This is a genomic window from Flavobacterium amniphilum, assembly GCF_023634845.1.
Classification (GTDB): domain Bacteria; phylum Bacteroidota; class Bacteroidia; order Flavobacteriales; family Flavobacteriaceae; genus Flavobacterium; species Flavobacterium amniphilum.
On record NZ_JAMLJL010000011.1, the window covers coordinates 39,370 to 62,324 of the forward strand.

17 protein-coding genes are annotated in these 22,955 nt (G+C 37.5%); 7 read left to right on the forward strand and 10 right to left on the reverse strand.

The features are described from left to right. Positions 1 to 114 precede the first annotated feature (114 nt). The 3 genes from NAT51_RS13035 to NAT51_RS13045 all read left to right on the forward strand — a co-directional run bounded on the left by NAT51_RS13035 (position 115) and on the right by NAT51_RS13045 (position 5,123). On the forward strand, positions 115 to 3,930 hold the full coding sequence (locus NAT51_RS13035) for a T9SS type B sorting domain-containing protein (protein ID WP_250599306.1): 3,816 nt from the start codon (positions 115 to 117) through the stop codon (positions 3,928 to 3,930). A 214-nt stretch (positions 3,931 to 4,144) separates the two neighbouring features. Beyond that, positions 4,145 to 4,576, forward strand: coding sequence for a hypothetical protein (locus NAT51_RS13040; protein WP_250599308.1), 432 nt, complete (start codon positions 4,145 to 4,147; stop codon positions 4,574 to 4,576). Continuing rightward, complete coding sequence (locus NAT51_RS13045; protein ID WP_250599310.1) at positions 4,569 to 5,123, forward strand: hypothetical protein; 555 nt, start codon at positions 4,569 to 4,571, stop codon at positions 5,121 to 5,123. Before NAT51_RS13040 ends, NAT51_RS13045 begins: the two co-directional genes overlap by 8 nt. A 251-nt stretch (positions 5,124 to 5,374) precedes the next feature. Here NAT51_RS13045 and rpoN read toward each other — a convergent pair whose 3' ends face one another. Then, positions 5,375 to 6,841 carry an RNA polymerase factor sigma-54 gene (gene rpoN, locus NAT51_RS13050; RefSeq protein ID WP_250599312.1) on the reverse strand — a complete coding sequence of 489 codons (1,467 nt, stop codon included), beginning with the start codon at positions 6,839 to 6,841 and terminating at the stop codon, positions 5,375 to 5,377. A 78-nt stretch (positions 6,842 to 6,919) separates the two neighbouring features. Next, entirely contained in the window at positions 6,920 to 8,365 is a 1,446-nt protein-coding gene (gene asnS, locus NAT51_RS13055; RefSeq protein ID WP_250599314.1) for an asparagine--tRNA ligase, read from the reverse strand. A 477-nt stretch (positions 8,366 to 8,842) separates the two neighbouring features. On the opposite strand from asnS, the gene NAT51_RS13060 reads away from it, so the two are divergent. From NAT51_RS13060 to NAT51_RS13070, 3 genes are all read left to right on the forward strand, one after another. Then, entirely contained in the window at positions 8,843 to 9,424 is a 582-nt protein-coding gene (locus tag NAT51_RS13060; protein WP_250599316.1) for a hypothetical protein, read from the forward strand. A gap of 136 nt (positions 9,425 to 9,560) precedes the next feature. Next, positions 9,561 to 9,698 (forward strand): hypothetical protein, encoded by a 138-nt coding sequence (locus tag NAT51_RS13065; protein WP_250599318.1) that lies wholly within the window; start codon positions 9,561 to 9,563, stop codon positions 9,696 to 9,698. A gap of 8 nt (positions 9,699 to 9,706) precedes the next feature. Next, positions 9,707 to 10,174 carry a hypothetical protein gene (locus NAT51_RS13070; RefSeq protein WP_250599319.1) on the forward strand — a complete coding sequence of 156 codons (468 nt, stop codon included), beginning with the start codon at positions 9,707 to 9,709 and terminating at the stop codon, positions 10,172 to 10,174. A gap of 136 nt (positions 10,175 to 10,310) precedes the next feature. Here the strand turns inward: NAT51_RS13070 and NAT51_RS13075 are convergent, their stop codons facing one another. Then, entirely contained in the window at positions 10,311 to 12,731 is a 2,421-nt protein-coding gene (locus NAT51_RS13075) for an efflux RND transporter permease subunit (RefSeq protein WP_250599321.1), read from the reverse strand. Between the two features lie 171 nt (positions 12,732 to 12,902). On the opposite strand from NAT51_RS13075, the gene NAT51_RS13080 reads away from it, so the two are divergent. Further along, positions 12,903 to 15,176, forward strand: a complete 2,274-nt coding sequence (locus NAT51_RS13080; RefSeq protein ID WP_250599323.1) for a cation:proton antiporter — start codon at positions 12,903 to 12,905, stop codon at positions 15,174 to 15,176. Here the strand turns inward: NAT51_RS13080 and NAT51_RS13085 are convergent. The 7 genes from NAT51_RS13085 to NAT51_RS13115 all read right to left on the reverse strand — a co-directional run bounded on the left by NAT51_RS13085 (position 15,159) and on the right by NAT51_RS13115 (position 22,944). Further along, the gene (locus NAT51_RS13085) at positions 15,159 to 17,411 is read right to left on the reverse strand and encodes a DUF5686 family protein (RefSeq protein WP_250599325.1); all 2,253 of its coding nucleotides are present in this window, start codon (positions 17,409 to 17,411) and stop codon (positions 15,159 to 15,161) included. The two genes, NAT51_RS13080 and NAT51_RS13085, sit on opposite strands and share 18 nt — an antisense overlap. Positions 17,412 to 17,492: 81 nt before the next feature. Then, the gene (locus tag NAT51_RS13090) at positions 17,493 to 18,356 is read right to left on the reverse strand and encodes a hypothetical protein (protein ID WP_250599327.1); all 864 of its coding nucleotides are present in this window, start codon (positions 18,354 to 18,356) and stop codon (positions 17,493 to 17,495) included. A 33-nt stretch (positions 18,357 to 18,389) separates the two neighbouring features. Then, a complete protein-coding gene (locus NAT51_RS13095; protein WP_250599329.1) occupies positions 18,390 to 19,628 on the reverse strand; it encodes an MDR family MFS transporter in 1,239 nt (412 codons plus the stop codon). Positions 19,629 to 19,688: 60 nt separating this feature from the next. After that, the gene (locus NAT51_RS13100) at positions 19,689 to 20,759 is read right to left on the reverse strand and encodes a Ppx/GppA phosphatase family protein (RefSeq protein ID WP_250599331.1); all 1,071 of its coding nucleotides are present in this window, start codon (positions 20,757 to 20,759) and stop codon (positions 19,689 to 19,691) included. Positions 20,760 to 20,881: 122 nt separating this feature from the next. Beyond that, a complete protein-coding gene (gene frr / locus NAT51_RS13105; protein ID WP_250599333.1) occupies positions 20,882 to 21,445 on the reverse strand; it encodes a ribosome recycling factor in 564 nt (187 codons plus the stop codon). Between the two features lie 73 nt (positions 21,446 to 21,518). Further along, positions 21,519 to 22,226, reverse strand: a complete 708-nt coding sequence (pyrH, locus tag NAT51_RS13110; protein ID WP_250599335.1) for a UMP kinase — start codon at positions 22,224 to 22,226, stop codon at positions 21,519 to 21,521. Between the two features lie 58 nt (positions 22,227 to 22,284). Continuing rightward, positions 22,285 to 22,944: a queuosine precursor transporter gene (locus NAT51_RS13115; protein ID WP_250599337.1), complete on the reverse strand. Its 660-nt coding sequence runs from the start codon at positions 22,942 to 22,944 to the stop codon at positions 22,285 to 22,287. Positions 22,945 to 22,955 lie beyond the last annotated feature (11 nt).

The window sequence follows — 22,955 nt, forward strand, 5'->3', positions numbered from 1 at the left end:
TTATGGAGTGAATTTACTGACTGAAATTAATAGCAATTTGTTAATTGCTATTGGCATAAAATAGTGGTAATTTTGCACGCCCAAATTTTGCGGGTCTTATATAGTTATTGTCGTATGAAATTAAAGCTTTTCCTATTCTTATTTTTTTGTGTTACTGTAATGTACTCCCAAGGAGAAACCAATATTTGGTATTTTGGAAACAAAGCCGGATTGGATTTTAATAGTGGTATTCCCGTTGCTTTAACGAACAGCCAAATGGATACTCATGAAGGTTGTGCTGTTTTATCGAATTCTGCAGGACAAATGCTTTTTTATTCCAATGGCGTTAATGTTTGGAATAAAAATCATCAAATAATGCTCAATGGTAGTGGTTTACTGGGTAACGAATCGAGTACACAAGCCTGTGTGATAGTTCCTAAGCCCGGTTCGGCTTCCCTATATTATATCTTTACGACTGACGATGAGGCCAATTCGGATGGGTTCAAATATTCTGTGGTGGATATGACACTTGATGGAGGATTAGGTGCCGTGACCAATGAAAAAAATGTGGATATTTATACACCGACCACTGAGAAGTTGACGGTAGTTAAGCATTCAAACAATATAGACTATTGGATTATTACCCATGGTTGGAACAATAACAGGTTTTACAGTTATCTTTTGAAGAGTACGGGATTGGAGGTTGCACCTGTTATTACCGATTTAGGTATAGTTACTCCCAGGCCACTTTTGGGAAGTGGGGCTGATGCGGTCGGAGCAATGAAAGTTTCTCCTGACGGTAGTAAACTAATTGCCTGTCATTACATTACGGAAACGGCAGAGTTGTTTGATTTTAATAAAACAACAGGAGTCCTTTCAAATCATCAGATTTTATCATCCTGGGAAAGAGAGGTATATAGTGCGGAATTTTCCGTTGATAATAAAGTGTTGTATATTTCAAGAAACGGGAAAATTGTTCAATATGACTTGACTGCAAATCCAATTTCTTCCTCTGCATTTGTTCTTAATCAAAATGATCATTCCTCACATGCTTTGTCAATGCAATTAGGGCCGGATAATAAAATTTATGTTGCATTGATTTCCAGTAATAAAATAGCGGTCATCAATCAACCTGGTGTATTGGGTTCGGGATGTGATTTTCAAAATTCCAGTATTGATTTAGGAGGAAGAATCTGTAGGAGCGGGCTGCCTACTTTTGTACAGTCTTTTTTTGTAGAAGATGATTTTAGATTTGTGAATGCCTGTGTGGGCGAGAATACAGAATTTAATCTGAATATGAGTCTGCCTATTTTAAGTGCCACTTGGGATTTTGGGGATGGTTCACCTCCTCAGAACAATGTAATAGGAAGCCATATTTATAGTGTGTCAGGTAATTATACCGTTAGTGTAACGGTTACTACTGCGGGAGGGACTATTGTTAAAGCCAGAACTATCAACATATCTGCTGTGCCTACAGCTACACAACCAGCCGATGTATTCGTCTGTGATACCGATAACAATGGTTTACATACTTTTGATCTGACCTCCAGAAATACTACGATTTTAAACGGACAGAATGCGAGTCAGTACCTAATCCGTTATTTTGCCAATGCCACCGATTATGCCAATAACGTTGCCATAGCTACCCCGAATGCGTATCCTAACACGACAGCTTATCAGCAGCAAACCATTATTGCCGAGGTGTACAATAAAGATAATTCCGATTGTAAAACGGCTACGTCTTTCGGTATTGATGTGTTTGACATGCCAAGACCGTCGACTGTCATAGCTCCATTGACTATATGTGATAATACAAGTTTCGGAACTGATACCGACGGAAGAGTGCGTTTTGACCTGACCCAAAGAGCTGCCGCTATATTAAACGGACAGCCAGCATCACAATTTGGTATTACATATTATACCGATGCAGGAATGACCAATGTCATTGCTACACCGAACAACTATGTAAACAGTACTGCTCAGGAAACCGTTTATGTGAAAGTGTCCAATACCGATAATCCGAATTGTTTTGCGACTACTTCATTTACTGTAGAAGTGTTTTCGTTGCCAACGGTTGTACCTGTGGTTTCACTAAAACAATGCGATGACAATACCGACGGTTTCAGTGCTTTCAATTTGATCCAAGCCAATGCTTTGGTTTCGGCTAATTACCAGAATGAAACGTTCCGTTATTTTGAAACAGCTGCCGATGCGCAGAATAATATCAACCCGATTGCAAACTATACAGCTTATGTCAATCAGATCGTGAGCAATGATGTGGTGTATGTGAGAGTATCTAACGCCAGTGGTTGTTTCCGAGTGGCGCAGCTGAACCTGAATGTATCGACGACACAAATCCCGATGAACTTCAGCCGCAGTTTTACGGTTTGTGATGATGCAGTACAAGGAAGTAATGCTGATGGTATCAGTGCATTTGATTTCAGCAGTGTAACCGGGCAGATGCAAAGTGTTTTCCCGGCAGGACAACAACTTATCATAACATATTACCGAAATCTGAATGATGCACTGGCAGAACAAAATGCGATTACCGATACAGCGAATTACCGAAATATAGGCTATCCGAATACCCAAAATATCTACATTCGTGTGGACAGTGCCGTGAATAACGATTGTTTGGGATTGGGACAACACATTACACTGAACGTTGAACGTATCCCTGTGGTTCAGCCGCAAGTGCTGCAAACGTGTGATGATGATCAGGACGGTCTGTTTGGATTTGATACTTCACAGTTGCAAAATAATCTTCTTAATGGATTGACTAATGTGACGGTGGCTTATTTTGACCAGAATAACAATCCATTGCCTGGACCGCTCCCGAATCCATTTACTACGGCAACCCAAACGATCCGTGCGGTTGTGACTAACAATACAACAACTGCTTGTGATTATAGTACAACAATCCGTTTTATTGTGGATGATTTACCGGAAGCTTTTCCGGTTGCTGCAAGTCTGACGACGGTATGTGATGATGAGGCCAATCCGTTGAGTCAGGACGGAAGATATGGATTTGATACTTCTTCGTTTCAAAGCACAATTCTGGGAAGCCAGACCGGAATGACCGTATTGTACTTTGATCAGAATAATAATCCGTTGCCAAGTCCGCTACCTAATCCATTTGTCACAGCAACACAAAATGTAAGGGTGGAAGTAATCAATCCGGCCAATACCAGTTGCAAAGCAGTTTATACGATTCCGTTTGTGGTGCATCCAGTACCGAAAATAAACTTGTCCGGTAATGAAATTGTCTGTAATGCATTAACGATTATCAAAACGTTGGATGCGGGAATTGTTGACGGTACTTCTCCGGCTGATTATACTTATGTGTGGTCAAAGGATGGTGTTGTAATCCCGAATGAGACCAATTATACCCTGAATGTAAACCAGGAAGGAACTTATACTGTTGAAGTGACCAATGTACAGGGCTGTTCGAGAATACGTACTATTAGTGTTGTTGCTTCGGATTTAGCCACTATTACCCATGTCGAGGTGAAAGATCTCTCCAATAACAATACGGTTGTTGTGGAAGTTTCTGGAAACGGAGATTATGTATACAGTTTAAATAATATCGATTTTCAATCGTCGAATACTTTTGATTATGTACCGGCCGGAGTTTATACACTTTATGTTCAGGATTTGAACGGATGTGGTACTGCCAGTATGGAAATAAGTGTGTTGGGTATCCCGAATTACTTTACCCCTAACGGTGATGGTTACCATGATTATTGGAACATGGAAGGGATTGGTCAGCGAACCAGTGCGAAGATCATGATCTTTGACCGTTTCGGGAAACTGATTAAGCAAATTAGTCTGCAAAGTCAGGGTTGGGACGGTACTTATGCGGGTAATCCGTTACCTTCGGCCGATTACTGGTATACTGTTGAATTAGCTGACGGGCGTATTCTGAAGGGACATTTTGCTATGAAGCGGTAACTGCTTTTTTTGGTTTGTAAGTGTGGTTTTTTGGAATCCCAAATTCCGGCTGAAAGCTTTGGGTTTTGCATATACGCCTCGGATAAGATAGTTGGTCGGAGGTTTGTTTTTAGGGTTTGTAAAATGTAATTTCGCGGTCTGTAAAGTCACGCCAATTCTATGCTAGAGGCGATCGGCTCCCAGTGTCGCTTCTTTAATTTTAAATTATATGAGTATGAAACAAATACTAGTCATTTTAAGTGCATTTTTACTGTTGAATTCTTGCAGTAATGATTCTGACGGTGCTATTGGGGATAAGCAGCGGACTGTATATGTTGTGGGCCAGGGCCGGATCGAGCCCGAAAGTAATTACAGGGCGATGCTATGGCGCAACGGAGAACCACAATTTCTTTCTCCAGCTGATTGTTATGGACATGCTTCCAGAATTGCAGTGGATAACGAAGATGTGCATGTTGTTGGATTTTTGCAGTATAATGGAGGTGTCAAAAAAGCAACTTATTGGAAAAACGGAACCGTACAGACGCTGGAAATTGATGATTCTTCTGATAGCTTGGCAATGTCAATCTGTATTTATGATAACGATGTTTATATTTCCGGGTATAATAACGGGCATAGTTGTTATTGGAAAAATGGGGTTTTTGCATGAGATCGATAATTTAAACGGAGGCAATGCCTATGATATGACTGTGAACAGTTATGGTATTTTTATGGCTATTGTTGACGGGGGACAGGTAAAATTATGGAAAAACGGAGTGGTTACTGATGTGTATGGCAGTGTGGGTGTGTTTGACAGATTCGAGGATTTTTATGTGGACAATAATGATGTGTATTTTTTAGTGAATGAGGAGAAGAGTGTCTTGTCAAGTAAAGTTAAATATTGGAAAAACGGTGTGACACATTATTTGTCCAGTGGTCAAAATGTATATTCGGATTCTATTTTCGTTTTTAACGGAGATGTTTATGTAGAAGGTCTTAGAGATGGAAAACCTGTTTACTGGGTAAATGGAAAGCTAAAAACCATAAGTACGGAAAAACGGAATGAGTATGTGTACGGGATGACGGTATTTAAAGGTGATGTTTATTGTGCCGGAATTAGAGATGGATATTTTAAATTGTGGAAAAACGGCAATACGATGAATGTGCCGAAGACCGGTGTTTACTGTACTCCTAATGATATTGTTGTTGTTGAATAGCACAAGTCATCTAACATGGAAATTGTGTAATAATTCAGAGAAATTATATAACGCTTCGCTGTTATGCTGTTTGTATCTTTACAGTAGATAAATTTAGTTAAGAATATAAAGAGAAATAATTGACGATTGAGAAATTGCTTGTCAGTTATGTTGAAGAGGCGGCTTTACTAAAGGACGCCTCTTCTTTTTTGATGATCCCTTATCGGGGCTGGGGGTTATAAAAAAAGCACTGCAATTGCAGTGCTTTTTTATTATATTCTTTTCCGCATCCGTGCCACCGGAATGTCCAGTAGTTCGCGGTATTTGGCTATGGTTCTTCTTGCAATAGGGTAGCCCCGTTCTTTCAGCATATCGGCTAACTGATCATCCGGAAGCGGTTTGCTTTTGTCTTCTTCTGCGATTACCTGCTCCAGGATCTTTTTGATTTCGATGGTAGAAACTTCTTCTCCCTGATCGTTTACCATGGCTTCGCTGAAAAAGTCTTTCAATAACTTAGTTCCGTAAGGTGTGTCCACATATTTACTGTTGGCCACACGTGAAACAGTTGAAATGTCCAAACCGATCATGTCTGCAATATCTTTCAGGATCATTGGTTTCAGCTTTGTTTCGTCGCCGTCAAGGAAGTATTCCTGCTGGAAGTGCATGATGGCATTCATGGTGACAAATAAGGTCTCCTGACGCTGTTTAATGGCGTCGATGAACCATTTTGCTGAATCCAGTTTCTGCTTAATGAACTGAACGGCATCACGCTGGGCGTTTGATTTGTCTTTAGAATCCTTGTAGGTCTTCATCATGTCCTGATAATCTTTGGATACGTGAAGTTCGGGAGCATTTCGTCCGTTAAGGGTTAGTTCCAGTTCATCATCCACAATACGGATGGCAAAGTCAGGGACAACGTGTTCGGTTATCTTTGAGCTTCCGTCAAAAGCACCGCCCGGTTTCGGGTTTAGTTTTTCGATTTCGTCAATGGCTTTCTTCAGTTGGTCTTTGGTAACCGAAAACTTCTGTAATAGCTTCTCGTAATGCTTTTTGGTAAAGGCATCAAATTGGTCTTCGATGACTTTTATGGCCAATTCTACCGAATCAGTAGGGGTTTTATGTTTCAGCTGCAATAGTAAACATTCCTGCAGGTCACGGGCGCCTACACCCGAAGGTTCAAGTTCATGGATGATACACAATATCTTTTCGACGGTTTTTTCGTCAGTGTAAATACCCTGAGTAAAAGCCATATCGTCAACAATATCCTGGATGCTGCGGCGGATGTAGCCCATGTCATCGATACTTCCGACTAAAAACTCGGCAATATCCCGCTGTTCATCAGAAAGGATAAAAGTATTCAACTGATTGATCAGGTCCTGGTGAAAGCTGACCGCTGCTGCAAAAGGCGTGTCGCGGTCATCGTCATCGTCACTGTAGTTGTTGACCTGTGTTTTGTAGTCAGGGGTTTCGTCGTTGCTTAAATATTCGTCGATGTTGATTTCATTGGCATCAATGCTTTCGCTGTCATTATAGTCATCGTATTCATCGTTGTCGAATTCATCTTTCTCAAACTTATCTTCACTATCTATATCACCGCCTTCAAGTGCCGGGTTTTCGTTCATCTCTTCCATAAGGCGTTGTTCAAAAGCCTGTGTTGGCAATTGAATAAGCTTCATCAACTGGATTTGCTGAGGCGAAAGTTTCTGTGATAATTTAAATTGTAAATTCTGTTTAAGCATTCTGTGTTATTTGTTGTTTGATGTTTATTGTTAATGGTTTGTTCCACTAACAATAAACTATAAACATTGAATTGTATATTAAAATTCTGCGTTTTGAGGAGTTCTTGGGAAAGGAATTACGTCGCGGATGTTACCCATTCCGGTAACGAATAATACCAGACGCTCAAAACCAAGTCCGAAACCTGAGTGAACGGCAGTTCCGAAACGGCGTGTGTCTAGGTACCACCATAATTCTTCCTCTTCAATACCTAATACTTTCATTTTTTCGATCAATACATCTAATCTTTCCTCTCTTTGTGAGCCACCAACGATTTCACCTATGCCCGGGAATAGTATGTCCATAGCACGTACGGTTTCTTTTCCAGGTTCAGTGTTGTCGTTTAAACGCATGTAGAAAGCCTTGATTTTTGCCGGATAATCGAATAAGATTACCGGTGACTTAAAGTGTTTTTCCACTAAGAAACGTTCGTGCTCACTTTGTAGGTCGGCACCCCATTCTTCAATAAGGTATTGGAATTTCTTCTTTTTGTTGGGTGTAGAATCCTTTAAAATATCGATAGCTTCTGTATAAGAAACACGTTTGAAATTGTTTTCCAATACGAAGTTTAATTTCTCCAATAAAGCCATTTCGCTGCGTTCAGCCTGTGGTTTTGACTTTTCTTCATCCAATAAACGTCCTTCTAAGAATTTCAAGTCATCTGCGCAGTTGTCCACTGCATATTTGATTACATATTTAATGAAATCTTCAGCTAAGTCCATGTTGTCAGCCAGGTCGTTGAAGGCAACTTCCGGTTCGATCATCCAGAATTCAGCCAAGTGGCGTGATGTGTTGGAATTTTCGGCACGGAAAGTTGGTCCGAATGTGTATACCTGACCTAATGCCATTGCGTATGTTTCAGCTTCCAGCTGGCCTGATACGGTAAGGTTAGTCTGTTTTCCGAAGAAATCCTGTTTGAAATCTATTTTGCCGTCTTCGGTACGTGGAGTGTTATCAAATGGTAATGCGCTCACCTGGAACATTTCTCCTGCACCTTCAGCATCAGAACCTGTGATGATAGGTGTGTTTACGTATACAAATCCTTTTTGCTGGAAATACTGGTGAACAGCAAATGACAATACCGAGCGTACCCGCATAATGGCACCAAATGCATTGGTACGTACACGAAGGTGTGCATTTTCGCGTAAGAACTCCAAAGAGTGTTTTTTAGGTTGCATAGGGAATTTTTCTGCATCAGAATCTCCTAGAATCTCCAGTTTTTTTACCTGGATTTCATATTTCTGCCCTGCACCCTGACTTTCCACTAATTCTCCCGTTACAGCAATTGCCGCTCCTGTTGTGATTCTTTTTAAAGTGGCCTCCGGCGTGTTTTCAAAATCAACCACACACTGGATATTATGAATAGTTGATCCGTCATTCAACGCGATAAACTGATTATTTCTAAAAGTTCTTACCCATCCTTTTGCTGTTACTTCCTGTAATGTCTTCGTACTGTTTAGTAAGTCTTTAACTTTTGTATGTCTCATTTAAAATATGAATTTAAAAAATTAGAATCAGGGGGCTGAATCTAAAAAACAATTTCTTAATAATCAGCAAATATAATTGATTTGTGTGAAAAGTGAAAGATAGAATTGAAAGTGCGGATGATGTATTTTATTGCTCTTTTTTATTGCTTCTTCTAAAATGCTAAGTAGCTGAATTTTAACAACTTGTAATTTATGTATGTTTTTTTTACATGATATTCTTCATTTTACTGAATATAAGTCGGTTAATTATGAAAAAACATGAAAAATATATAATTACTTAATTGATACCTCAATTGGGGTATTTGTTGATTATTTATTATTTTATGCAAAAATATTATGAATTTTGTTTAATTAAAACAAGAGAAATGGTTGTGTTATTGATAATTATTCATTGATTAACATTTTTTTAACAAAAAGAAAATGAGTCGTACAGGGTTTCGATTTTATCTTTGCCAAAAAAAATATAAAATACTACAAATGAAAAATTTAGCCCTAATTTTTAGTTCCCTGATAGTACTTTTAAGCTCTTGTACTGCCGATTCTACGGAAAACCAAAACACTGTTGAACCTACTTTTATGTCAGGAAATATTAACAATGTTAACTACACCAACTTAAAGCCTCAAACTTATGTTGATGCAGGTTCTTTCCAGACTGTAGTTGAGAATTACCAAGTGACTTCAACTCTTGATTATAATTATTTATTGTTGCAAGGATCTGATGTTACCTTAACTGATACTCCATTGGCTAATTCTGTTTTAATCAATATCAGAATTCCTCAGTCAAAATGGGCAGTAGGTACTTATACTATTTATGATGAAGAAACAACAAGTATCAATGGTACGGATGTTGTTGCAAGTTTAGTTCAAATTGGTGGTGAAAAGAAAACGGAATCAGTTACAGGAACTTTAACCATTACTGAATTTGATATTGCTTCTAAAATTGTTAAAGGTACTTTTGAGTTCACTTATATGACTAACAACGGAACTGCTTTAGAAGGTCCATTCCAATTAAACAACGGAGTGTTCAAGTATAAATTAGATGCTTCATATTTCAATTAATATATTTACTAAATACAGAAAAAGCACTGATGATCTCAGTGCTTTTTTTTGTGTTTTAAAAAAAAGATGTACCGCTTAGTTTTGGAACAGAATTTGCATATCTTTAAAATAATAATTACTTTTGTTTCAATTAATTATGAAAGCACAATCACTACATATAAAAGCACCTTCTAAAGAAGTACTTGAGTTCTTTAGAAAGCTTCGTGCTACAAAAGAAGAAAATAAAGCAAAAGCTATTGCTGATAAAGATTCTTATTTTCCTAAATCTAAATAGCTTTTATTTTGAATTTAGAGAAGGAAATTCCTTTTAGAACTGAAGAAGGTTATGAATATCTTGTGCGTTTTGCTGAATTTTCATCCAATGGTATAAATTACGAGATTCCTATTGTAGATGTTTCAATAATACTAATGAGTTGTGATATTGAAAATAATTCAATGAAGACACTGAATAAATTTACTGATATAATAGATGATTATTTGCAGTGTCATAATGTTGTTCTATATTACTATTGTGATACAGCTCCAATTAAAATGAGAGCTACTCGAAACGAAAAGTTATTACCTCAAGAATTTAGAAGTAAATTGTTTTCATCAATGTTTAATCAGAAAAAATTTGGAGAATATATTCTTAAAGAAATAAGAATAACTGATACCGAAAGAGGAGACCATTTTATTTCTTTAATATCGAATTTGAATAATGCTGATAAGATTCAACTTATTGAAAGTGACTTGCAAAATTTTAATAAATGATTTTAGAAAAGAGTATTAGCTTTAAATATGATGTTTGAATATAAGGTTTTCCTGTGTTTAAATTAATATATGTAAAACTAAAAAGCACTGGATTTCCAGTGCTTTTTAGTTTTATGTAATAAACTGATATTGTTTGTTATTTGTCTTTCTTTTCGACAGCGTCAACTTCTTCGTCGCTTGGTTCAAGGATGTCGATGGTAGGTTTGATAAATTCCTGTTCGTTTGCCAATGTGCGGTTGAGTGATAAAACCAGTGAAGGCAATAAAACCAGGTTTGACAGCATTCCGAAGAAAAGTGTCAGGGAAACCAATCCTCCCAAGGCAACCGTTCCTCCGAAGCTTGACAGCATAAATACTGAAAAACCGAAGAATAAAACAATTGACGTGTAGAACATGCTGATTCCGGCATCGTCAAAAGTGGCAAATACTGATTTTTTGATCTTCCAGTCGTTGCGTGACAATTCGAGTCGGTATTGTGCCAGAAAGCGGAGTGTGTCATCTACAGACATCCCGAAAGCGATTCCGAAAACCAAAATAGTTGACGGCTTTAACGGAATGTTCAGGAATCCCATCAATCCTGCAGTCATTAATAACGGTAATAAATTAGGAATGATTGATACTAATACCATTTTGAAAGAACGGAACATGATCGCTACAAGTCCGGCTGTTAATCCGAATGCCATTAATAAAGAGGAAAGCAGGTTGTCCAGCAGGTATTTTGTTCCTTTCTGGAAAACTGACGGCTTACCGGTAATGATTACTTCGTATCGTGGTGAAGGGAATACTTTGTTTGCCTTGGCGCGGATCCTTGCTTCGATGGCTTCCATATTTTCACCGTTTTCATCTTTGATGAAAGTGGTGATGCGGGCAAATTGTCCGGTAGAATCCACATAACTTTTCATTAAATTCTCTTTGGAATTCTGTGTTGCATTTTTAGCATAAGAAAGGATGAAAGCCTGTTCCTGGGCAGTTGGCAATTCATAAAAGTCAGGATTGTTATTGTAATAGGCCTGTTTTGAATATTTAACCAGATTCACTACGGAAAGGGGTTTTGATAGTTCCGGAATTTCCAAAATTGTTTCTTCCAGTTCTTCCATGCGCTTTAAAGTTGATAATTTCATAACGCCTTTTTTGCGCTTGGTGTCGATCATGATTTCCAAAGGCATCACACCGTCGAATTCCTTTTCAAAGAAGCGAATGTCTTCAAAGAAGCCTGTTTTCTTTGGCATATCTTCGATGATACTTCCTGATATTCTCATCCGGTGAATTCCGATCATACCGATAATCAACATTGAAATGGCGACAATGTATACCCCAAAGCGGTTATATTTAACCGTATTGACAATCCATCTGAAGAAAGAGGTCAGGTATTCTCTTTCCAAGTGGCCCAAGTGTCTTGGAATTGGAGCCGGAATATAGCTGAAAAAGATCGGGATTACCAATAAACACAATAAATACAATGCGATTATATTGATTGAAGTAATTACTCCGAATTCGGTCAGTAAAACGTTGTTGGTGGCAATAAAAGTGGCAAATCCCAACGCGGTAGTCAGGTTTGTCATTAAAGTAGCCGTACCGGTTTTGGTAATTACACGTTGTAAGGCTTTTGCTTTATTGGAGTGTTTTTGGTATTCCTGATGGTATTTGTTGATCAGGAAAATACAGTTCGGAATTCCGATAACGATTACAAGAGTTGGTACCAATGCTGTTAAAACAGTGATTTCGTAGCCCAGTAATCCTAACAGTCCGAATGACCACATTACCCCGATGATTACGATCAAAAGCGAAATAACCGTGGCTCTGAACGAACGGAAAAAGAAAAAGAATATTAATCCTGTAATGAAAAGGGCAGCTCCGATAAACAATCCAATTTCGTCAATGATGGTTTTAGCATTTAGTGTTCGGATGTAAGGCATTCCTGAGGCGCGCAGGTCAATTTTGGTTTCTTTTTCGAACTTGTTGATTTCGGGAATCAGGCTGTTTAAAATGTATTCCTTACGTGCTTTGGTATTGACGATTTTTTTATCAATATAAATTGCTGAACGGATAGCTCCTGATTTTTTATTGAACAATAAGCCTTCGTAGAAGGGTAAATTGTTGAGTAATTCGTTTCTTACTTCCTGTAAATATTTCGGGTCGGCCGTTTTTTTACTGTCAACCAGATTTGCCAGTTGGAACGATTGTATGGTGTCGTTTTTAGTTAGTGTTTTTAAGTTGTCAACCGATATTACTAAATCCACTTCTTTGTGGTTGCTGATGTTGTGCATCATTTCAGTCCATGCCTTAAAGACTTTGGGTGTGAATAATGAAGGATCTTTTGTGGCTATAACAATCAGGTTTCCTTCTTCCCCAAATTTATCCAGGAAGTTGTTGTAGTCGATATTGACTTTGTCGTCTGCGGGAATCAAGTTAGCTTCGGACTGCGTAAAGCGGATGTATTTCCATTGAGACGCGAAAGCAACCGTTATCAGTATAACGCCCAGTAAAATAGTAATTCTGTTTCTTAAAATGATTCGGGCGATTAGTTCCCAAAAACCTATGCTGAGTAATTTTTTCATAAATCCAAAGTGGTTGACAAAGGTAAGTAAAAGCTAAAGAATTAAGAAGTTGAAGCGAATTTTTTAAAACACATTGCCGTGAAGTTTTAAATTATAATGAATATTTTACCGAATGTTTTTAAATGTATGGTTATTTTGTCATCTTTGTGCAAAACAGACTCAACTTTACATATGAAAAAATTAAAAAACGCGATATTTTATTTTGTTTTTACCGGTGGCTTTATTGCTTTAATGTATTGGGTGGTAGGTCAAGGGAAAGGTTTGGAAATTGGGAGGAAAGTAATTGCGCCCACAGCCAAAAAAACAGAATGGGATCAGTTTTTGGAATCTCTTATTCATAATCTGCAGCATCCTCTGGCTATTTTGCTGGCGCAGATTATTACAATTATCATTATTGCCCGTTTCTTTGGTTGGATTTTTAAGAAGATAGGTCAGCCTTCGGTGATTGGGGAAATTATTGCCGGTATTTTTTTAGGTCCGTCACTTATAGGAATGTATTTCCCGGAGTTTTCCCGTGTTTTATTTCCGGTTGAATCTTTAGGGAATCTTCAGTTTTTGAGTCAGATAGGTTTGATTCTTTTCATGTTTGTGATTGGGATGGAATTGGATTTGAAGGTGTTGAAAAACAAGGCTAATGATGCTGTGGTAATCAGTCATGCGAGTATTGTATTCCCGTTTGCTCTGGGGATCAGTCTGGCTTATTTTGTGTATCATCAGTTTGCGCCGGAAGGAATAGAATTCCTTTCTTTCAGTTTGTTTATGGGAATTGCGATGAGTATTACCGCTTTTCCGGTTTTGGCCCGAATTGTACAGGAGCGCGGTATACACAAAACCCGTTTGGGAACTATTGTAATTACCTGTGCGGCTGCTGACGATATTACTGCCTGGTGTTTGCTGGCGGCCGTTATTGCCATTGTTAAAGCCGGCGCTTTTACGAGTTCTTTATTTGTTATCGGTTTGTCTGTTGTTTATGTAATAGCAATGCTTTTCCTTGTGAAACCGTTCTTAAAGCGCGTGGGGGATTTGTATTCCAATAATGGGAATTTGAGCAAGCCGGTTGTGGCTATTTTCTTTTTGACACTTATCCTTTCATCATATGCAACAGAAATAATTGGGATCCATGCTTTGTTTGGCGCGTTTATGGCTGGTGCTATCATGCCTGATATCAGCAAATTCAGAAACATTTTTATTGAAAAGGTAGAAGATGTGGCTGTTATTTTGTTATTGCCGTTATTCTTTGTATTTACCGGATTACGTACCGAAATCGGATTGATCAATGATCCCTATTTAATGAAAATTACGGGGTTCATCATTTTGGTTGCGGTAGTGGGTAAGTTTGTCGGAAGTGCCATTGCTGCCAAATTTGTAGGACAAACGTGGAAAGACAGTCTTACTATCGGGGCTTTGATGAATACAAGAGGGTTGATGGAATTAGTCGTGTTGAATATCGGATATGATCTAGGAGTGTTAACCTCTGAAATATTCACCATGATGGTAATCATGGCTTTGGTGACGACTTTCATGACGGGTCCGGCTTTGGATTTGATCAATTGGATTTTTAAATCAAAAGAAGCATTAATACCGGAAGAAGTAGTAGCCGATCACAATAAATATAAAATCCTGATCTCTTTCGGGAATTATGAAAAAGGGAAATCCTTGTTGAAATTGGCTAACAGTTTGGTGAAAAAACAAAAAGATGCCTCTACGATTACTGCGATGCATTTATCGGTGAGTGATGAAATCCACGGATACAACCTGGAGGAATATGAAAAAGAAACGTTTATTCCTATTATTGAAGAGTCACAGGTTCTAAATCAAAATATCAGTACTATTTTTAAAGCAACTACCGACATTGAAAATGACATAGCAGAAATTGCGACAAAAGGCGATTATGATTTGCTTTTGGTTGGATTGGGTAAATCCATTTTCGAAGGAACCATATTAGGGAAAGTTATCGGTTTTACTACCCGAATCATTAACCCGGATCGTTTATTGGATAAGTTAACCGGTAAAGAAGGGTTGTTTGAAAACAACATTTTTGATGAACGTACCCGTCAGATTATTGCTAAAAATAAAACGCCGCTTGGAATTTTGGTCGATAATGATTTGCACAATGCAGATAAGGTATTTGTACCTTTCTTCAGTTCAGAGGATGCGTTCCTGATGGATTACATTCAAAAGTTTGTATTTAATAATAATTCCAAAGTAAATGTTGTTGATGTAAAAAACCAGATTGAAAATAATTTCCTGATTAAGAGTGCTATTGATACCTTGGAACAAAAACATCCTGATAACATCACTTTGGTTCATGAGGAAAATATTGTTCAGTCATTCCTGATTAAGCAGGATTTAATGGTGATCAGTCTGGATAGTTGGAAGAAGCTGGTTGATTCGCAAAGTGTATGGTTGAGTAACTTACCTTCGGTTTTAATCATTAAACCCTAAATTAATCTGAACACTCAGTTTGATGGCAAGATTGTCTTCAAAGCGGGGAAGCTGATTCGGGCCATAACGGTAAAAAGCGTTGAATCCAATTCCCTTGAATATCTGATTCAATTCGAATCCTGATTCCATAAATCCTTTTTCAAGTGTTTTAAAAGGAATATTCAGGTGTTTTTCTCTGTGGTCCAGACTTCCGATTCCGTATCGGCTTACCAAAGAGAATATGGGCTTGATCTGACGGCTTATTTCCAATTTCGGGAACTGGTGTTCCAATTGGAAAAAAGCAAGCCTGTTCGAGAAAAATTCATTGAAATACATCGTTTCGAAACTTTCATGGCCGGCGAATGTCAGGCGCTGGATTAATTTGTCTTTCGTGAGGTTGTTCGGTGAATGATTGTATAGATGGGTAAGGGGAACATCCCCAAAAGCGTATTGTGCTTTTGCTAGAAATAATAATTTGTGATTGGAGTTGAATTTTTTATGGTAATCTAGCCTGAAATCCAATTTGCCGAAGTCAAAGTCATTTCGCCATAAATTAGGGATTGATTTTGATAACTGGAAGGTGAATTTCGGATAACGCTTTTCTATTTCGACTTTTCCGTTTGGTGTCTGCATGTATTTACTGAACGGATTCCATTGGATTGAAGCTGTAAAAAGTGTCGTTCGGAAGTTTGTATACAGTTGATTGTCGTTTAAAAAGTGATAATTGAATTTCGGTTCAATAAAACTTTGGGTAATCTGGAAAACACTTTCGGTTTTGGGTATGAATTTAGTTTCAATGAATCCGCGCCAGGTTTCATGGTTGTAAAACGTACTGATGTTAAAAGGTCGCGGATCGTATATTTTAAAGGCTTTTTTGTCGATTTCAAATCCGGTATTGGCAATTTCGGATACATCATCTTTGTAGGAAAGTCCCAGCCAGGTTTCGGTTTTTTTGTTTAGTTTCACTGAATTGGAAAGCATTCCTTTGAAAAAGCCGTCTTTGGTTCCATAGGCACCATAGGTTTCAATTTTGTAATATTTTGAAAGTTTTTCATTGGTTACACCTCCAAGGCCAATCCGTATTCCTTCGTAATTGTTGTATTTGAAGAGGTATCTGAGGTCAAAATCAAAAAAAGAAACAGGGTAGTAGCCTTTGATGATTTTGCGGCCAATCCTGATTTTGTTTTCAATTCGTTTGGCTTCTACCAGACTGTCAACTGATACATAAGTTGGGTTGCTTCTCAAGTCGATGGTGTCGTTGAGGTGGGCATACCAAAGATTCTCTTTTTTAGCAATGGCACGTTCACTTATTTCTACCGATATTCCTCTTGTTTTTAAAGGACGGAGGTTTTCTGTTTTGAGTGCATAATATTTGGTCTTCAGTCTGATTTCAATAAAATCGGAAGCGTTTTTTTTGTTTTCCGTGATGAAAAGAGGATTGTTGCCTTCGAAAGTGATGGTTTCACCTAATATTTTTACAGGATTCTTGCTTTTTCCTTTCTTGATGGTCAGGGTTGATTTTGATGGAAACCAATTAGCAGCCTGTTCGTCAAAAGAGAATTCATGTACAGAGGAAACATTTATGATGCCAATTGATTGCAACTGCATTTTGGCGATACTGAATTTTTCTGCATCAATAAAAAGCTTTCCGGTTAGCATATTGTTTTTCTTTACAGACTTGGGTTTGAAGCTGATGATTAGAACTTTTCGGCCATTGAGTTGGATATCCTTCTCAAAGGTATAGTCGTAAAGGTATAAACCGGAATTTGTTACCGGACTTGTGAAATCTTTCTCGGCAAGGGTAAATTTAGTTTCGTAAGGTGAGAAAGGCTGTAGCTGCAACGCAAAATATTCATAAACCGGTTCTTTGAAACCTGCCATTTTAGTCGCCAATACCTGTTCTTTATTTTTATTTTTCTGGTGGTAAAAACGCGAAAGCTTTTCGGTTTGGTATAAGTGCTGTTTACTGATTCGCTTTTTAAAATTATAATCCGATGAGTCGATACGTACCAGTGTTTTTTTTTCTCTTTTAATTTTAAAGATGGAGTCTGTTTTGCCTTCTACTAAGTCGGGATTTGCAGTAATAATGAGTTTGGAATATCCTAATGTTTCAAAACCCTGATTGTTGTCTTTGGCTTTGATGATTACATTTTTGATGCAATTTTGAGCGGAAACCGTTATGTCCTGAGCCCAAGAAGCCTGATACGATACCAGTGTAAACAGTATTAGCCAAAACGTCTTGTTGTTAAAACTCATTAAATAACAGGGATTACAAGGCAAATATAGCTGTATTTGAACAAAATAAGCTTTTGTATTCCGGATTATTTGATGTTTTGGTTATTCAAGTATGAAAGATGTTTTTAAGACGAGTTTTGATTTGTCGAAGACATTTACGAAATAGGTTCCTTCTTCCAGATCAGCAACTGGAATATCCTGTTCTACTTTTAAGGTTTTACTTTGGTATTTAACAGTGGCAAATGCGCTGTAAGTCAAAATGTCCTTACCGAATTTCTCTGTTTTTTTGACACCCAATACATTGTTTTTATTGTCGATAATCTGTATGTAAATGTCTTTTTTAGCTGGTTTAGCCAATTCATTTTCGGCAATCATGAAACTGATTTTAAATAAGTCAACTCTTTTGGCTTTGTCGGTTTCAATATTTTTTCCAGAACTTTTAATTTTTAGACTAGCAGTCTGTAAGTCGTAGTAATATAGCTTAGCAGCTGTATTGAGTTTGGTTGTCAGCTTCTTGTTAGCTTTGGTTAAGGTGTCGGTTTTTGTTTTTTCGACCGAAAGAGCAGTTTTAGTGCTGTCTATTTTTCGTCTGTAATCGTTTATTTCGTCATTCAGTAATTGAATGCGGCTATCGACTTCATTAGCGGATTTTTGATATACGATTATTGTTTTTTCGGTAACTTCTTTGTTTTTCAGGTCGTTGATTAACTTTCTGATCCTTGATTTCTCAGATTGTAGTTTTTGACTCAGGGATTTATTAGAAGTAAGTGTTTTGTTGAGAACTGATTCAGATTTTTCCAAATTTTTCAGTACTTCCATTTTTTGTTGTCTTAGGGAAATAATCATGTTTTTTGAGCGGTCAGACATCTTATAGATGTAAAAAAAACTGCCTAAAAGCGATGCTGTTAAAAGAATAATGATAATCTTAAAACTGTTGTTGATTTGTTTCCTTGTTTTTTTTGACATGGTGTATTCTGATCCTTTCCTTGCGGCTGCAATTTAGGACATATTTTTCTGAATTGTTTCCAATTTTATTTTTTTATCAAGAATATAATACAGCGATATTCCTACAAGGCCGACAACTCCCATCAATAGCCAATTTGAGAAATAACTAAAGCTTACAATAACCGAAAAACCAACTTTGGGACTAGTGATTTGTGCTACACTGAAACTCATGGTGTATAATGCCATATATTTTCCTTCATGACCGCTAATAGCACGTGTGAAGGCAAAAGTGTTTGAGAACGAAAATAGAAGTATCTGCCCTAGTGTGATAAAAAAAATGCTCAACGCCATGATTGTAATTGATTTTGAAATCAACAGGCAGAAGAAGCCTAAGGTCATAAAGACTGATCCGGCTAAAATGATTTTAGTGGCTTCGTATTTTCTTTTTTCGAGGTGTCCGATTAATGGCATTTCAAAAAGAAAAATCAATAGTCCATTTAATGCCAAAAGCATCCCGATCTCCAATTCACTCAGTTTCAGTTTTTGGGTATTGTACAGCGGAATTGTCGTGAACAATTGGAAAAACAGAAATGCAGTTATAAAACTGGCGAACAGGAAAAGAATAAAATTACTGTCGTAGCGGGTGCTTTTTTTAATGATCTCTTTTTCTCTTCGCTGTTGTATTTTTTTTCGGGCTTTGTACATTTTACTCTCATCTATTAACAGCATAAATGCTGAAATAGCGATAAGACAGGTTATTCCGTCTATCCAGAATAATAAATCATAATTGCTTTCCTGAACCAATAAACCGGCTATGACCGGTCCGGATACTATACCGAGATTAACGGCCAGACGAATCAGGGTTAATGCTCTTGTTCTGTTCTTGTCATCGGTAAAATTTGATACGGCAACATACATGGCAGGTTTGTACATATCGGCAATGGCAGTTATTAGGAATAAACCAATACACAGTTCCGTGAAATCATATAGGAACATGAGTGCAATGATGCCAAATCCCGTCAGGAACAAACTGGACAGCATGATGGTGTAAAAACCTATTTTGTCGGTCAGTTTTCCGCCCAGCCAGGAACCAATAAGTGAGCCTAATCCTATGCAGGGTAAAATCCAACCTATTTCCTGTAAACTAAAAAAGAAACCTTCGTTGAGGTATTTGGTTAAAAAAGGCATAACCATTGCGCCTGTACGATTTATATAGGTAATCAGTGTCAGTACCCAAACTTCTCTTGAGAACCCTTTGAAATTATCAAAGTATGAGTTTAAGTAACTTTTCATGACGTAGGTTTAAATTGAAATTGCCCATGGTTTGGGGAACCATGAGCAACTGTTGGGTATTTAGTATATTTTTTTAACTTTTTTGGAGCGGTCTGCAATGTATGAAACTAACCAAGCGATTTGTCCTTCTTTTGCGAAGTACAATTTTTTGTCATTGATGTCAGGTATAGCCTCAAGTGTAACCAGTAAAAGGTTACTCGCTGAAATTAAATATTTTTGGGAATAAGTTTTCAGTACTTTCTCTACATTTTTATCAGTTTTGGCTAAATCCTCAAAGCGTTTGAAGTTGTTTTTTACGATTGCATCATAGTTGATTACATCTTCCAGTTTGAATTCGTTGAAATGTTCTGGGGCTTCGCCGTTTAATAGTGTGTAGAAAGCCCATACAGCACCACCGGACATGTATACTTTGTCTTTTTTTAATGCAACCGGTTTTGAGTTGTACATCGCGTTAACCTGCTCTCTTAAGATTGGTAAGAAGCCAAACGATTTGATGTTGAATTCTCCAATCTCATCATTTCTGGTTTTTTTGATTACCGCTTCTGTTAAGGTCACAGTTCCGTAGTTAAGGGCTAACGGAAAGAAAACGAAGTTTTCGCTGTTAAAAACATCTACGTAACCTCCTTTGGTATTACCGCCACCGATGTCCAAAACCATTGAATCTTTATAATCAACAGGAGGAATACAGCCTTTCAGAAGCATTTTTCCTTCTGTTTGGGCATCGATAAACTCCATGTCTTTGGCAGTTAATGATTTTACTTTGTCAATTAATTCCTGAGTGTTTTTGGCCATTGCCACACCTGACGAACCAACGATAAATATGTTGGCATCCGGAACATTGATTTCGTTTTTTAGTTTTTTATAGTTTTCAGCTACTACTGAAGCAGCTTTGTCTATATCCTCTTTCAATAAGTTGCCGTCCATGGCAATTCCTCTTGCGATTCCGACATTTTCTGACCAGTAGGATTGAATGTTATAACTTCCTTTTTTGATGTTGTAAACGTCCAGAACAGACATTTTAATTCCTTTACTTCCGATTTCAATTCCGGCAAATAAATTTTCCTGAGCAAATAAGTAAGTCTGGAAAATGAGGAAAAAGGCTAATAGTAGTTGTAGTTTAGTAGTCTTCATGGGCTATTTGTTTGTAGGTTATCAAAATTATTAAAATTTTGTTAATAATAGTAATAAATTTATATTTCAACAAAAAAATCCGCACTAGGCGGATTTTTTTAACAATTTATATCGGAAGTGACTTAAACTTTCATGATTTCAGCTTCTTTAATAACTAAATGATCATCAATTTTCTTGATATAAGTATCCGTTAATTTTTGAACATTATCCTCTGCTGTTTTGCATATGTCTTCAGAAGTACCGTCTTTTTCCAATTTTTTGATGTCAGTATTAGCATCTTTACGGGCATTACGGATACCGATTTTAGCATCTTCGGCTTCAGATTTAGCTTGTTTTACCAATTCTTTTCTGCGTTCTTCTGTTAATGGTGGAACCGAAATGATAATGTTTTCACCGTTGTTCATTGGGTTAAATCCAATGTTAGCAATCATAATCGCTTTTTCAATTGGTTGTAACATGTTTTTTTCCCAAGGTGTAACCGTAATGGTTCTCGCATCAGGAGTGTTAATGTTTGCTACCTGTGAAAGAGGTGTTTGGGAACCGTAATAGTCAACAAATACACCACCAAGCATTTGTGGTGTAGCTTTTCCGGCACGGATATTTAAAAATTCTTTTTCTAAGTGAGCCACAGAACCGTCCATAGATTCTTTTGTGCTGTCCAGTATAAAATTAATTTCTTCAGTCATTTTCTAGATTGTTAGATTGTTAGATTGTTAGACTGCTTAGAATTTTAGTTCTAAGTGTCTAAGATTTCCAAACTTATATATTAACTACTGTTCCTATGTTTTCTCCTTTGCAGATTTTTAAGAGGTTACCTTCTTTGTTCATGTCGAATACAACAATTGGTAATTTATTTTCCTGACTTAGTGTAAATGCTGTGGTGTCCATAACATTTAAACCTTTCTTTAGTACGTCTTCAAACGAAATGTAATCAAATTTTACGGCATCCGCATTTTTTTCAGGGTCAGCGTTGTAAACACCGTCCACACGTGTTCCTTTTAAAATTACATCTGCATCAACTTCAATACCTCTCAATACAGCGGCAGTATCTGTTGTGAAATATGGATTTCCGGTTCCGGCACCAAAAATTACGATACGTCCTTTTTCAAGGTGTCTTACAGCGCGTCTTTTGATGTAGGGTTCTGCAATAGCTTCTATTTTTAAAGCCGTTTGAAGGCGGGTCAGCATTCCTTTTTCTTCTAATGCTCCCTGTAAAGCCATTCCGTTGATAACAGTGGCTAGCATTCCCATATAATCTCCTTGTACGCGATCCATACCATTGCTGGCTCCGGCTACACCTCTGAAAATGTTGCCTCCACCGATTACAATGGCAATTTCGACACCTAAATCATGAATTTGTTTGATTTCATCCGCGTATTCTCCCAGTCTTTTAGGGTCAATTCCGTATTGGCGATCTCCCATAAGCGCTTCTCCGCTTAGTTTCAAAAGTATTCTTTTGTATTTCATGATTGTTTGTTTTGCCCTGCAAATATAGAGATTATCTCTGATTTTGGAAATACTGTTTTTAGGTTGTTTTTTCTTCTGAATGTAAATATTTTTCAATCAGATAATGGCCCAGATAGATCATCGGTGTCAAAGCTATGGCGATTATTAATTTGAACGAATAGCCGGAAAGCGACATGTTTATGTAATCATTTGTGGAAATTTTTCCGGTGAGCCAAAAAGCAATTCCCGAAACGATAAAGCTGTCTATCAATTGTGAAATGATTGTGGAGCCGGTACTGCGCAACCAAATCATTTTTTTTCCTGTCTTATTTCTGAGAATCCAAAAAACGGATACGTCTACCAACTGTGAAACTAAAAAGGCGATGATGCTGGCTACCATGATAAATAAGCCCTGTCCGAAAACTGCATGAAATTGTTCGTCGTTTACCGTTTCTCCTGTTTCAAATGCCGGAATCTTTGTTCCGATAAAAAGGAGTAGGATACAATATGCAATAAGTCCGGCAGTGATAAATGATAATTTCCGGACACCATCTTTCCCGAAATGTTCATTAATCAAATCGGTAGTCAGAAATACAACGGGCCAAGGTAAAATACCAATACTCATCAGGAAAGGTCCAATCTGGATTAATTTACCTCCAATTAATTCCGCTACAATGGCATTCGTGATGAAAATGCCAGTGAGTATGATAAAAACAATATCTTTTTTGGTCTTGAACATTGTGTTAAAAA